The following is a 12,094-nucleotide window of genomic DNA, read 5'->3' as shown; positions in this document are numbered from 1 at the left end:
GCACTGACGCGGAATTGAATAGCGAGGCATATCCCTGTTTCGGTCCACCGTTTCTCAGCGCAATGGATCAGAGATGCCGCAATTTGCGCGCATCTGCACCGTCTGCAGGAGGCACTATGCGGTTTAAAGGCAAAGACGTTCTCGTGACCGGTGGGAATTCGGGAATAGGCCGCGGGATCGTTCACTATTTCCTGAAAGAGGGAGCCCGGGTGGCGTTCGCAGGCCGCGATCGTGAGAAGGGCCGCGCCGTTGAAGTGGAAGCAAAGGCGATTAACGGCGAAGCCCGCTTTTTCTCGTGCGATCTATCAGAGGAACATCAAGTCGAGGATTTGATCGGCCAAATCGGACATTGGGGGCGGCTGCGGGTTGTGGTCAACAACGCAGGCGCTGGTTCGCGCCGGAGCGGCATCGAACCAGGCGATCGCCCCGGATCGAGATGGGACAAGATGCGCGGCGCCAACCTGGACTCCACCTATTTTGTAGCCTCCTACGCCTTGCCGGTGATGCGGGATTTCGGCGGCGGTGCGATTGTCAACATATCGTCCACGGCCACGTTGCATGGCAATTGGGGCCTGTACTGCGTCGCCAAGGCGGCCGTCGAAGCGCTCACGCGATCGCTGGCCATCGAAGGGGCTCCACATCGGATCCGGGCGAATTGCGTCAGTCCCGGCTGGATTGCCACCGAAACCGATGCAGCGGCGCCAGCGTCTGGTGCCAGCGACTGGACTGTGGCGCCAAGCGTGTTCGGCCGGATGGGCACGTCGGCCGAAATTGCTGCGGCTGTCGCGTTCCTGGCGAGCGATGAAGCTTCGTTCATCACGGGCCAGACGTTGGTCGCGGACGGGGGCCTATCGATCCTGGATTACACGTCGATGTCGCTGCTCGAGCAGCGCGGCTCAGTCCTGTTCTCAGGCATGGTCGGCGACACTCCGTAAGGGTGACGTCCCGGCATCTCCATTGGTCCGGTCCAGTTCGCCAAAGGTGCTGAACCTGTTGCGCGTCTATTCCTTTAGATTGGATAGATTTCAGCGGGTGAGGACGCTGTGCCCGAACGACAGCTCGGTCGGGGCCGCTTTTCGTCAGATGCGCATGGTCCATTCCGGCGCATCAGCTCTCGGCCAGTACCAGTTCGATCCGTGTCTTTATCTTTGCGGGTTAGCCCGTCTGATGAGCGAGAGCACCATTTCCCTCTTCGAAAACAGCCGCATTCTTGAGATAGCAGGCGATTGGGCCTTATCAGTTGACTTCAGCGAGGCGATGCCCGGCACGGTGACGCCGTTTACTACGTCGCGGACCAGACTGGACAAGAAGGTATCGTCTCCCCGACAGGGATCAGGCCTTGGCGCTTCACAAGGTGCTCGAGAACTAATGACAATGATATTCGCCGGTCTTGTGGTTCGTATGGCACCCGTTGCTATCAGTGCCGCCACTATGCGCATAGGCATTGGTCACAAGAGCCATAGTCAAGACGGTCAACGCGGCCATAATTGCTGTTTTCATATTCCCCCTCCGAAGTAATGTCGGCACCAAAGCACTATTCGTGCGTCGGTACAACGCCTGGGGGGGAACGTTTCTCGCGTTCGGCAAAAGAAGTTGGCCGGCGTCAGTGTGGGAGCTGTTTGGCTGTGCGGCGCCGGCCAAGCGGACATCAGGTCCGCCGCCCAACACACATCGCCGATTCTTCCAAACGAAGTTATGGTGTGATCACGGAAGAACAGAAGCTGCTGCCTTTCGTGGGCTGATACCGCGACATCCTTCGCCGGCAGCTTTCCGAGCTAAGAGACGGTGAACTGGTGGGCTCCGTTTATCGGCCCACAATGCCTGCCCAGCCGATTGAAGCGGAGCACGACATGCCTTCAAAGCACGTGGGATGCCAGGTGCCTGGGCGCGGTTGCGACCGCGCGATCGGTGCTTCAGTCGGCATGACGCCCGTCAGCAGCGACAAAAGATGCTATCAACCAAACGCATGAAACTCACCGGTACATACATCGGCTGCTTGGGTTTCTCCTCAAGCTTTTCATCCCCGAAAGAATTGCCTCCCAGGTGCGGCTCGATATCCGAAGCTTGACGATTCTATCCCACGTCCGCCTCACGTCCGCACCCTCAGCGCCTGCTCCAGCCTGTCGGCAATCTGTGTGACGATATAGGCAATCACCATATAGATCACGACGGCAATCACGAAGGCTTCGAGGTAGTAGTAGTTCAGCGCGGCGGTCAACTGGGACTGGGCGAAGATATCGACAACCTCGATGGCGAATCCGAGAGAAAGGGCCTTCATGATGACCATCATCGAAGTTGTCAGGTCAGGAATTGCCGTGAGGGCCACTTGGGGAAATAGGATACGTCGGAACAGTTGGCCGCCCGTATAGCCCAGGGAATGGGCTGCGTCCGACTGACCGGTGTCGAATGCATTCAGGGCTCCCTTTATGATCTCCGATTGGAACGCGGCGACACAGCCGGTAATCGCAACTACAAGGATGACCCAATTGGGGGTTTCGTGGGCGTTGAAGTTGATCCCCAGCAATGAGAACAGGAACTGGAATGCGGGCGGCAGACCGAAATAGGCGAGGAAAATCACGATGACCATCGGAACGCCCTTGAAGACGATCTTGTAAGTCATGATGAGCTCTCGCAGCACCGGCACCCGTCTGTATTCGATAAGCGCGAATATGCTGCCGACTATCGTCGACAGGACGAAAATCATGAGCGCCATTCCAATCGTCACGGGTACGGCACTCAGAATTTCTTGCGTGTCCTGGAGCAAAATATCGGTATTAAACATGGTTGAATACCCTTACGTCAGACGCTCGCGAGGAGCTCGTTCTTGATCGGAGTTGTTGTCGTCGCCTCAGGCGCTTGCATCGGTGATCGAAGCTCGAAGAAGCGCACGATGAGCCATGCGACCAGACACATCAGCGAATAGATGACCGCCAGGACGAGGTAGGTTTCGAACTGGAACTGGTTGTAGTCGCGCTCCATGATCAGATGCGCGGTCGCCATGACGTCGGCCGCCCCGATGTACATGACCAGCGCAACGTTATGGATCAGGTAGATGATGGAGTTCCCATAGCCCGGCAAAGCGAAGTGCACCGCCTGAGGACCCACGACGCGAGTAATTTTCTGTCGGAACGTATATCCAAGGCTGTCGGCCGCATCGTGCTGGCCGCGATCGACGGCCAGGTATGCAGGCCGCATGACTTCCGACAGATAGCCGCCGTGGTAGAGGCTCAACCCCACCATGGCAGCCATCGTCGCCGAAATAAAATCTTTGGCGCCGAACAGGATCACCAACAGCGGAAGCCCATAAAACGCGACGAACAACTGCAGTACGACAGGAACACTCCGGGCATAGGACACGTAGAAGTCCACCAGGTGACTGATCAGTGGCACCCTGCGAACCCGGAGTGTTGTCGCGATGAGAGCCAGGCAGAACCCCGAAATGAGGGCTGTGAACGTGATGGCGAGCGTCAGCGGCAGTGCCGAGAGCAACTCGGGAATCATAGCAGATACATCCACTTTGAAACGCTCCTTCTTGCAATTCAGCCTTGCCGCTGACTAGCGAATATGGTCGTCGACGGCCGTTCTATTTCATGTACTGGACGATGCCCTCGCCGAACCACTTCTGCGAGAGCTTTTCGATCGTGCCGTCGTCTTTCAATTCCTTGAGAACCTTGTTCACATCGTCAGCCAGAACCTTGTTCTCGTCTGATCTGTGGATCAGCATGTAGGTGTTGTTGCTGAACACTGGCTCGGACGCCACGATATCGAGTTTCTTTTGCTCGATGACGGTCTGCTCGCCGAGATTCGACGGCAGGACGAGGGCGTCGAACTTGCCGTTCTGAACTTCGTCCAGCCGGTTCGGGTAGGGAATACCGGCACTGGATGCCGTGACATCGAGCTTGTATTGCGGGTTTTCTTTCTGCCAATTCATGATGAACTTGTAGGTTCCACCGCCGGCCGTGGTCGGAACGATCCTCTTGCCGACCAGGTCTTTCATTTCCTTAATGCCGCTATCTTTCTTGCTGTAGATCTTCATCAGGCTGGCGCCCATGGGATTTTCCGGAATGAGGAACTGCTTGGCGCGCTCGGGCGACTTGTAGTAGCCACCGACTGCGATGTCGTATTTGCCCGTGGCGAGGCCAGTTTCCTGGGCAATGTCGGAGACGCCTTCCATTTCGAATTTGTACTGCGGCAGCTTTGCGTTGATCGCCTTCAGAAGATCGGGCTCATAGCCTTGCGGCTCGACGCCGATCGCGCCCCATGCCAGCGGCTTGGATTCGGCAGACGTGGCGATCTTGATGGTGCGAACGGTCTGGCCGTAGCCGACCCCCGCCGTTGCGAGGGCAATCGCGATGCCGCCGGCGATGGCCAGGACATAGCGGCGAGAAAAACTGGATGTGATTGCAGACATTTCTTGGTTCCCTTCTTGTTGGATTATTGAAAAGCGAGTTCTGACTGCAGAAATTGAGCAAGTCGTGGGCTGGACGGCGCATCGAAGATCTCAGCTGGACTGCCATCGGCGGCAACCACGCCACGATCCATGAAGACGATCCGGTTCGAGATGTTCTTTGCGAATTGCATCTCGTGGGTCACAAGCAGCGAAGTGATCCCTGACGAGGTGACATCCTTGATCACCTTCAGGACTTCACCGACGAGTTCGGGGTCCAGCGATGACGTAGGCTCATCGAAGAGGATCACGTCGGGACGAACCGCCAGGGCGCGCGCGATGCCGGTGCGCTGAAGCTGGCCGCCCGACAGCTGGGAGGGATAGCTGTCTCGCTTCGGGGAGAGGCCGACCCGCTCGAGCTCCCGCAGGGCGATCTCCTGCGCCTCGTCCGTGGTCTTGCGCTGCACGACGACCAGGGGATCCATCACGTTCTGGAGGACCGTCATGTTCTTGAAGACGTTGAATTGCTGAAAGACCATCGCTGTCCGGAGCCGGATCGCCTGGACAGCTGTCTTGTCGGCGCGCTGGTAGTCCATCCGAATCTGATCGAACGCGATGGTTCCTGACGACGGCTTGGCCAGGTAGTTGATGCATTTCAGCAGCGTGGTCTTGCCGGTGCCGCTGGGGCCGATGATCGACACCACATCACCCCGCTTTACCGAGAGATTGACGCCGTTCAGAACCTGCGTGCTTCCGTAAGACAGCTTTACATCTTTGAGTTCAAGCATTGCTGGTTGGCCCTTCGGAAAGTGTGAGACGGACTGCTTTGACCGTATGCGACATCATCACCCGCTCTCCGCATGGCCGAGAACGTGCATCAGCCGGTTTGCCCAGCCGAAGATCGATATGGCGTGGATCAGGTCGATGATCTCGCGGTCGTCCATGCCGACTGATCGAAGCGCGGCGATATCGTCTGCCGTCGCTTCCGACGGGGCCGCCGACAGGCGGCGGGCAAAACTGTAGATTGCCGCATCGCGTGGGCCGAGCGCTTCAGGTTTGTCGAGATAGAGCGCCGTGACGACTTCGTCGCTCTTGGTCAGCTCTGCATGCCTGCGGGCGTGAACGACGGCACAGAATTTGCAGCCATTGATGATCGAGGCACCCAATGCGCCAAGTTCGCGGTCGGGACGGACAAGCCCGCCTTCGACATACATGATCGCGTTGAACAAGAGGGTGCGGGCAAGATAGCTCTCGGGATCATGCGCAAGGGTGCGCACATATTCCGAAACTTTCTTGGCCGATGGCGTGACCTTCATCGCTTCAAGCTGTTCCGGCGTGGCCTCGGATAGCTCGACCGGCGCGATGTACGGACGCCAATTCAATGGCTTCAGGCGCACCGAGGAAATCATGCCGACCTCAACAATCGCAGGCCGGTCGCCACCCGCGTCTGGAAGTTGACGAAGGCGATGAGCTCGGAAAGGGCGACGATCTGAGGATTGTTCAATCCAGCTTGGGCGAGCAGGACAATGTGGCTCGCCTGCGCCTTTTTCGGCGTGAGGGTGATCAGGTCAACATGTCGGGCGATGGTCGCCAGGGGTTCATTCAAATCCGTTTCACCCTGGGCCAAGGCCAGAAGCTGCTCAGTCGGACCAAGCTGAGCCAGTTGCACATCATATTCGGCCATCAGGACGGGATCGGCATTCAGAGCTGCCATGCGACGGGCCAGAGCGACCCGCAAATTCGGAGCCAGCCCCTGATCGTTTGCCGGCTGCAGGACGGAGAGGCGACATTCTTCCGCCCCTCGCACGAATTCGGGCCGAAACCGCCGTGCGGCGAAAAGGGCATCGTCCGGGGAAATACCGGCGGCCTTGTCCATTGCGTCGATCACAGCGCGGCCTCCTTCTGCAACAAGGGGGTTGAATCGACCCATTCGTCGCCCAGGAGTTCGGGCGTGTCGTAGGCGATCAGATTGGCGAAGTGGGTTTCGACATCTTCGGCAAACAGCGATGCGGCGATGCCGCGGACCAGACGGTCGGCACCGGCGCTGACGGCTGGGATATCGCCGGAAACCTTGCCGTGGGTCAGCATGGCGGCGTCGTTGAAGCAGTGGATATGCGACAGCATCGGGCAGGAGCCGGGAACGCGTTCGCGAAATTCGAAGGCGGGACCGAGATCCGGCGCGTCCGACATGCCTGCACGCGGCAGCCCCATATCCGGCGTATATCGGCTATCCGACCAGGTGCGGATATGTGGCGCGAGGGCTGCAAATTCCGGGCGGCCGTCGAAGTCATTTGAGAAGCCGGTTGCCGCGATCAGGAAATCGTAGCGCATCGGACCTTGTGTGGTTTCGACCAGGAGGCTTCCCGCATCTTCCTTGACCGCGACGATGCCGCAGTCGAGAAAGAACCGAGCATTCGAATGCCGAGACACGCGAAGCGTCGATGAACGCGGCGGCGGCGTCTGGGTGGAGGCGGTGTAGTCGAAGAACTTCCACTTCCAGGCATCGGGCAATTCATGCATGCCGAGTACAACACCCGGGCTGCCGATGCCGGTCAGCTTGTTGATGCGCGGCATCTCCTTGCGCCGGATCAACATGTCGACAGAGCCGGCGCCCGCCTCGAGTGCCGTTGCGGCATTATCCATGGAAGAGGCACCGGCGCCAATAACTGCCACACGCTTGCCTTTCAGCGCATCGAAATCGATGTCGTCGGCAGAATGGGCCCAATAGGCGCGATCGATGCCGTTGAGGAAATCGGGTACGGCAAAACCGCCCAGACCGGACCGACCGGTGGCCAGAACGAGACGACGGCTGAGAACCCGGCCGGTTTCCGCGCCCTCGATGTCGATCGCAATCAGATCTCCAACGGGTGCCAGTCCGATCATGCGCACGCTGTTGCGCACAGGCAGACCGAGAACCTTGCGGTACCAGACCAGGTAGTCCATCCACTTGCCCTTGGGGATTTTGTCCAGCGACCGCCAGGCCTCAACGCCCCATTGCGCCGTGAACCAGGCGCGGAACGTCAATTGCGGCAGGCCGAGCGACGGACCGTTGAGCGTCTTCGGCGACCGGAGCGTTTGCATGCGGGCAAACGTTACCCATGGTCCTTCGAGCCCGGCCGGAGCCGCATCGTAGGCGACGACGTTGGTAATCCCGGTAAGCACCAGCTTTGCAATGGCTGCAAGTCCGCACATGCCAGCGCCAATGACAACGACATCACGGACCGGGGCGCCCTCATGCATGCGTGTGGGGACCCAAGGCTTGGCAGGCAGCTCAAGCAAGTCGAGATCCTGCGCGAGTTGGGCTTCCAACGCGGCAAGGCCTGTCGATGCTGCCGGGGTAGGAGTATGCTTCATATTCCAGTTCCGTTATTTGTGCCCGACGCGGGATCGTTCACCAATTGGCTGGCCAAGGCCGGATCGAGTTTCTTGAAGCCGACGATCGATCGTTCAGCCACCGCTTCGACCGCATCCATCAGCGCCTGCGCGACTGGGCGAAGGGGACGTTTTGCGGCAGCCACAACCCCCCAATAAAAGAGAACGGTCGCGTCAATCGGGCGGATGGCGACCCCAGGCAAGGCCACGCCATAGGCGGTGAGGGGATCAATGACAGCGGCAACGCCGGTCCGGCGCACAAGCTGCAACGCGCCATAGGCAGTATTCGTCCGGATCACTGGCCCGGTGTCGATGCCCCTGGCCGCCAATGCCTTGGAGACATGCAACTGAAAACGCAGCGGGTTGAGCAACGTGGCGACGCGGCGACCGGCAAAGGCGGAAAGCGGTATGACATCAAGTTCAGCCAGCGGATCGTCCTCCCGCACGGCAGCAACATCAGGCGCCGAATAGAGCCGCAGGACATCCAGACCGGGCGTATCGAGCGGCAGGCTTGAAAAGCCGATCTCGGCACGTCCGCTGCGCACTTCCTGCGCGACGATCGAGGGAAGAAACTGCCCGAGATGTGTCTCGTGCGGAAGCTCAATACCCTTGAGCTCGGCCATGGCCGTCGGGATCAGGCCAGTGCCGATGGCGGAGGTGGTGACAATCTGCAGGATCCGCCCCCGGCCGGCGGCGATCATCCTGGCCCGCGCTGCAAGTTCGGTGAAGGACATCAGCAGTCGCCGCGCTTCTTCTTCGAATGCGACACCCTCTTCGGACAACTGCACCCGTCGACCGACCCGGTGCAGCAATTCGAAGCCAAGTTCGGCCTCAAGATCCTGAATGGTGCGTGTCACCGCAGGTTGGGAACGCCCGAGCATGTCAGCCGCCTTGGTAATGCTGCCGCTGGCAGCAACCGCAAGGAAGGTCTGAAGGTCCCGAGTTTCCATATTCTCCCTACATGTGAAATCCGTATGATTGACATCGTCTCATTCATTTTTGATATATGTCAAGCGGAAACTAATGTTCCCAACGGCGCTTTGGCGGCTAAGAGCCGGAGCCCTTGATCGAAACGGCAGGGGCAACCGACGTGACTCCAATTCGGAACCTCGTGATGAAAAAACTTGTAGGCGGGGACGGCAAGGATTCTCGAACCAAAAAGCCTGCAGCAGGAGGAATAGTATGCGCGTGAGTATTCTGGGCGCCGGAGCAATTGCCTATGGCCTTGCCGCCTATTTGGCACAATCGGGACATTCGCCAACACTTTGGTCACCGTCGGGACGCCGCACCCGAACGTTGGCTACTGGCGAATTATTGAAGGCGACGGGGGATATCGAGGCGACGGTGCCGGTGGGCATTGCCAAGGATTGTAGAGATGCTATCGATCACGCGGACGTGGTGGTGATCGCGCTTCCGGCTTACGGCCACAAGATGGTGATGGACGCCGCCGTCCCTCATCTGGCAGATGGAATTCCGGTCATCATCAGTTCGCATAGTTCGTTCGGGGCTCTGTATCTCTGGAAGCGGTTGACGGAGCGCAAGGTCAGGTTGCCGATCGTCGTTTGGGGCACAACACTACTGACTGGTCGCCAGCTCGGATCAACCGAAGTCAATGTCACTTCCATTCGCCAGAAGCTTGACGTTGCGACGCTGCCTTTCGATGCGCTCGACCAAGGGTACGAGCTTTGCACGGCCTTGTTCGGCGATCGTTTCGTCAAGCGGGATGGTCTGCTGGCGATTGCGCTCAGCAACCTCAATCCGCAGAACCATCTGGGAATTGCCCTTCTCAATCTCACACGCATGGAGAAGGCCGAGCAGTGGAGCCAGGGGGGGAATGTCACTCCTGCCGTTGGCCGCTTTATCGAGGCTCTGGATGCCGAACGGTTGGCCATAGCTGCCCATTTCGGTATCGCGGTTCGTACCGTCCAGGAGCATTTTTCATTGTCGTTCCACGTCCCCATGAGCACTGTTTCGGAAATGAACCAGGAGATGGATCGTCAAGGCCGCGGCGGGTTTGGCCCGACAACCATCGAGAGCCGCTATATTCTCGAGGATGTTCCGTTCGGCCTGCTACCGACTGCCGTTCTGGGGAAGATCAGCGGGAATCCGGCGACACTCCATGAATCCGGAATTTCCATCTTGTCGGCGGCTTATGGCCGGGATCTCAAGGCCGACAATGATATTCTTCCTGCGCTCGGCATCGAGGGAATGGCAAAAGCGGATCTCGAAAACCTCTGCCGCAAAGGATTTTAAGAGTGGATTGCAGCATCGGCCAATACAAACAAAGCCGATCGTCTAGGATGTTATCAACGCATCGGCCGACGCGCTCACAGCGGATACCAATCCAGTTGTCGGCAAGCGTCGGGGATCGATTTTGGCAGAATGTGCGAACAAAATCGACATAGAGACATTGAACTCGTCAAGGCCGACGAGTTCAATTACTTAATTCAGAATCTGGCTAAGAAACAGCTTGCTGCGTTCGTGAAGCGGGTTTGTGAAGAACTCGACCGGAGTGTTGGTCTCGACAATCTCGCCCTGGTCCATGAACACAACGCGGTCCGCAACCTGGCGGGCGAATCCCATCTCGTGGGTGACGCACAGCATTGTCATGCCATCACCGGCCAATGACGCCATTGTATCTAGCACCTCCTTGACCATTTCGGGATCAAGTGCCGAGGTCGGCTCGTCGAACAGCATAATTTTCGGGTTCATGCAGAGTGAGCGAGCAATGGCTACCCGCTGCTGCTGGCCGCCAGAGAGCTGGCCGGGATATTTGTGCGCCTGATCGAGAATCCCCACGCGCTCGAGATAGTGGATGGCCGTCTGTTCAGCTTCATTGCGCTGAAGTCTGCGCACCCAGATCGGCGCCAATGTCAAATTCTCCAACACGGTCAGATGCGGAAAGAGGTTGAAATGCTGAAACACCATGCCGATGTCGCGGCGGATTTCATCGATCCTCTTCAGATCGTTCGTTAGCTCAGTACCGTCTACGACGATATGACCTTTCTGATGCTCCTCCAACCGGTTGACGCAACGGATCATCGTCGACTTGCCAGAGCCAGACGGTCCGCAGATCACCAGCTTTTCGCCGCGACGAACGGTGAGATTGATGTTCTTCAAGACATGGAAGGTCCCGTACCACTTGTTGACGCCAATCATCTCGACGGCAGCCATCTCGGCAGTAGAAGATCCAGGTTCAGCATGTCGCGTGCGAGGAGTGGAAGACAACATGTTCTTGTTCCTAGTGCGATGTCGGACCGCGCCGTTCGAGGAAGTCGGCGAAACGGGCGAAGGAGAAGGAGAGCGCAAAGAAGATCGCGCCGATGAAGAGAAAGGTCTCGGCCGCCGGCGATGGCCATTCGGGATCCGCAAGCGCTGCCTTGCCGGAACTGATCAAGTCGAACAGGCCCACGACGAGGACAAGACTGGTGTTCTTGATCATGACGATGATGGTGTTGGCTAACGCAGGGATGGCCACGCGGATGGCCTGTGGCAGGATAACGAGGTACTGGGTGCGCCAGAAGGGAAGGCCGAGCGCGGCGGCGGCCTCGTATTGCCCATTGGGGATAGCCTGAAGCCCGCCGCGGATGACCTCGGCCAGATAGGCCGCCGCAAAAATGGTCAGAGCAACCAGCGCGCGCACGAATTTGTCGGGCAGCAGCGATTCCGGCAGGAAGAGCGGCATCATGATCGATGCCACGAACAGGATAGATAAGAGGGGAAGGCCGCGCACTGATTCAATCAGTACTACCGCGCCGATCCGCACCGCAGCCATTGAAGAGCGTCGGGCCAGCGCAAGCAGGATGCCGACCGGAAAGGCGACGCCGATGGCAACGACGGTCAGTATCAACGTTACCGGAAGTCCGCCCCATGAGGACGTGGGGACCTCGACCAGGCCAAGGCCACCACCCATCAACCAGACGATCAACGCGAATGCTGCCAACCAGAGCACGAGCAATCGGGGTCTCCAGCTCGCCGGGCGAACGGACCAGCCCAGCAGCGCCAGGATGAGTAGGCACACAATGGCGGGACGCCAGCGGTCATCAATCGGATAGATGCCGAACAGGAGTTGGCCGGACTTGGCGTATACGAAACTCCAGCAGGCTCCAGCCGCCGCACGACAGGCGTTCGGGTCGCGTTCGAACAGCACTGCGTCTATGACCAGCCAGCGCAGCACTGGCGGGACGGTGACCATCAGCAGAGTGCCAAACACCAGCGTCAATGCGGCGTTGAGAGGCGTACCGAATAGGAGCCCGGCAGTACGCTGCAGAACTGGGAAGCGAACACGTCGCTCCAGGGGCTCGACGGGTAACGGGAGAGAAACGGCCTTCATGA

13 protein-coding genes and 1 pseudogene are annotated in these 12,094 nt (G+C 58.7%); 2 read left to right on the top strand and 12 right to left on the bottom strand.

Annotated features, from left to right (window positions below):
* The first annotated feature begins 116 nt into the window (after nt 1–116).
* Nucleotides 117–935: an SDR family NAD(P)-dependent oxidoreductase gene (locus tag NKH91_RS04450; protein ID WP_352883611.1), complete on the top strand. Its 819-nt coding sequence runs from the start codon at nt 117–119 to the stop codon at nt 933–935.
* Nucleotides 936–1,365: 430 nt separating this feature from the next.
* Here NKH91_RS04450 and NKH91_RS04445 read toward each other — a convergent pair whose 3' ends face one another.
* The 10 genes and pseudogenes from NKH91_RS04445 to NKH91_RS04400 all read right to left on the bottom strand — a co-directional run.
* Complete coding sequence (locus NKH91_RS04445; protein WP_352547042.1) at nt 1,366–1,461, bottom strand: YHYH domain-containing protein; 96 nt, start codon at nt 1,459–1,461, stop codon at nt 1,366–1,368.
* Between the two features lie 628 nt (nt 1,462–2,089).
* Entirely contained in the window at nt 2,090–2,782 is a 693-nt protein-coding gene (locus NKH91_RS04440) for an amino acid ABC transporter permease (protein ID WP_352883608.1), read from the bottom strand.
* A 17-nt stretch (nt 2,783–2,799) separates the two neighbouring features.
* Nucleotides 2,800–3,516: an amino acid ABC transporter permease gene (locus tag NKH91_RS04435; RefSeq protein ID WP_352883606.1), complete on the bottom strand. Its 717-nt coding sequence runs from the start codon at nt 3,514–3,516 to the stop codon at nt 2,800–2,802.
* Between the two features lie 67 nt (nt 3,517–3,583).
* Complete coding sequence (locus NKH91_RS04430; RefSeq protein ID WP_352883604.1) at nt 3,584–4,411, bottom strand: transporter substrate-binding domain-containing protein; 828 nt, start codon at nt 4,409–4,411, stop codon at nt 3,584–3,586.
* A 23-nt stretch (nt 4,412–4,434) separates the two neighbouring features.
* The gene (locus NKH91_RS04425; protein ID WP_352596107.1) at nt 4,435–5,175 is read right to left on the bottom strand and encodes an amino acid ABC transporter ATP-binding protein; all 741 of its coding nucleotides are present in this window, start codon (nt 5,173–5,175) and stop codon (nt 4,435–4,437) included.
* 57 nt (nt 5,176–5,232) lie between these two features.
* Nucleotides 5,233–5,796, bottom strand: coding sequence for a peroxidase-related enzyme (locus NKH91_RS04420; RefSeq protein ID WP_352883601.1), 564 nt, complete (start codon nt 5,794–5,796; stop codon nt 5,233–5,235).
* Nucleotides 5,793–6,275, bottom strand: a complete 483-nt coding sequence (locus NKH91_RS04415; RefSeq protein ID WP_352883599.1) for a CMD domain-containing protein — start codon at nt 6,273–6,275, stop codon at nt 5,793–5,795. The genes NKH91_RS04420 and NKH91_RS04415 overlap by 4 nt, the downstream gene beginning before the upstream one ends.
* Nucleotides 6,272–7,741: an NAD(P)-binding domain-containing protein gene (locus NKH91_RS04410; RefSeq protein ID WP_352883597.1), complete on the bottom strand. Its 1,470-nt coding sequence runs from the start codon at nt 7,739–7,741 to the stop codon at nt 6,272–6,274. The genes NKH91_RS04415 and NKH91_RS04410 overlap by 4 nt, the downstream gene beginning before the upstream one ends.
* On the bottom strand, nt 7,738–8,382 hold the full coding sequence (locus NKH91_RS04405) for a LysR substrate-binding domain-containing protein (RefSeq protein ID WP_352883852.1): 645 nt from the start codon (nt 8,380–8,382) through the stop codon (nt 7,738–7,740). The genes NKH91_RS04410 and NKH91_RS04405 overlap by 4 nt, the downstream gene beginning before the upstream one ends.
* Before the next feature lie 204 nt (nt 8,383–8,586).
* Nucleotides 8,587–8,640: pseudogene (locus NKH91_RS04400) on the bottom strand (hypothetical protein); the annotation flags it as partial.
* A 301-nt stretch (nt 8,641–8,941) separates the two neighbouring features.
* Between NKH91_RS04400 and NKH91_RS04395 the strand changes: the two are divergent.
* Nucleotides 8,942–10,012 carry an NAD/NADP octopine/nopaline dehydrogenase family protein gene (locus NKH91_RS04395; protein ID WP_352883595.1) on the top strand — a complete coding sequence of 357 codons (1,071 nt, stop codon included), beginning with the start codon at nt 8,942–8,944 and terminating at the stop codon, nt 10,010–10,012.
* A gap of 189 nt (nt 10,013–10,201) precedes the next feature.
* On the opposite strand, the gene NKH91_RS04390 is transcribed toward NKH91_RS04395, so the two are convergent.
* Together NKH91_RS04390 and NKH91_RS04385 are read right to left on the bottom strand one after the other, a co-directional pair.
* On the bottom strand, nt 10,202–10,990 hold the full coding sequence (locus NKH91_RS04390) for an amino acid ABC transporter ATP-binding protein (RefSeq protein WP_502898969.1): 789 nt from the start codon (nt 10,988–10,990) through the stop codon (nt 10,202–10,204).
* Between the two features lie 10 nt (nt 10,991–11,000).
* A complete protein-coding gene (locus tag NKH91_RS04385; RefSeq protein ID WP_352883593.1) occupies nt 11,001–12,092 on the bottom strand; it encodes an amino acid ABC transporter permease in 1,092 nt (363 codons plus the stop codon).
* Nucleotides 12,093–12,094: the final 2 nt, after the last annotated feature.

It is taken from the genome of Mesorhizobium sp. M0894 (genome assembly GCF_040319725.1).
Taxonomy (GTDB): Bacteria; Pseudomonadota; Alphaproteobacteria; order Rhizobiales; family Rhizobiaceae; genus Mesorhizobium.
This window is presented reverse-complemented; position numbering and strand designations above follow the sequence as displayed.

Bases quoted from the DNA above. Each gene is read 5' to 3' on its own strand.
- NKH91_RS04450 (WP_352883611.1), top strand. From the start codon at position 117: ATGCGGTTTAAAGGCAAAGACGTTCTCGTGACCGGTGGGAATTCGGGA.
- NKH91_RS04445 (WP_352547042.1), bottom strand. From the start codon at position 1,461: ATGGCTCTTGTGACCAATGCCTATGCGCATAGTGGCGGCACTGATAGC.
- NKH91_RS04440 (WP_352883608.1), bottom strand. From the start codon at position 2,782: ATGTTTAATACCGATATTTTGCTCCAGGACACGCAAGAAATTCTGAGT.
- NKH91_RS04430 (WP_352883604.1), bottom strand. From the start codon at position 4,411: ATGTCTGCAATCACATCCAGTTTTTCTCGCCGCTATGTCCTGGCCATC.
- NKH91_RS04425 (WP_352596107.1), bottom strand. From the start codon at position 5,175: ATGCTTGAACTCAAAGATGTAAAGCTGTCTTACGGAAGCACGCAGGTT.
- NKH91_RS04420 (WP_352883601.1), bottom strand. From the start codon at position 5,796: ATGATTTCCTCGGTGCGCCTGAAGCCATTGAATTGGCGTCCGTACATC.
- NKH91_RS04410 (WP_352883597.1), bottom strand. From the start codon at position 7,741: ATGAAGCATACTCCTACCCCGGCAGCATCGACAGGCCTTGCCGCGTTG.
- NKH91_RS04405 (WP_352883852.1), bottom strand. From the start codon at position 8,382: ATGGCCGAGCTCAAGGGTATTGAGCTTCCGCACGAGACACATCTCGGG.
- NKH91_RS04395 (WP_352883595.1), top strand. From the start codon at position 8,942: ATGCGCGTGAGTATTCTGGGCGCCGGAGCAATTGCCTATGGCCTTGCC.
- NKH91_RS04390 (WP_502898969.1), bottom strand. From the start codon at position 10,990: ATGTTGTCTTCCACTCCTCGCACGCGACATGCTGAACCTGGATCTTCT.
- NKH91_RS04385 (WP_352883593.1), bottom strand. From the start codon at position 12,092: ATGAAGGCCGTTTCTCTCCCGTTACCCGTCGAGCCCCTGGAGCGACGT.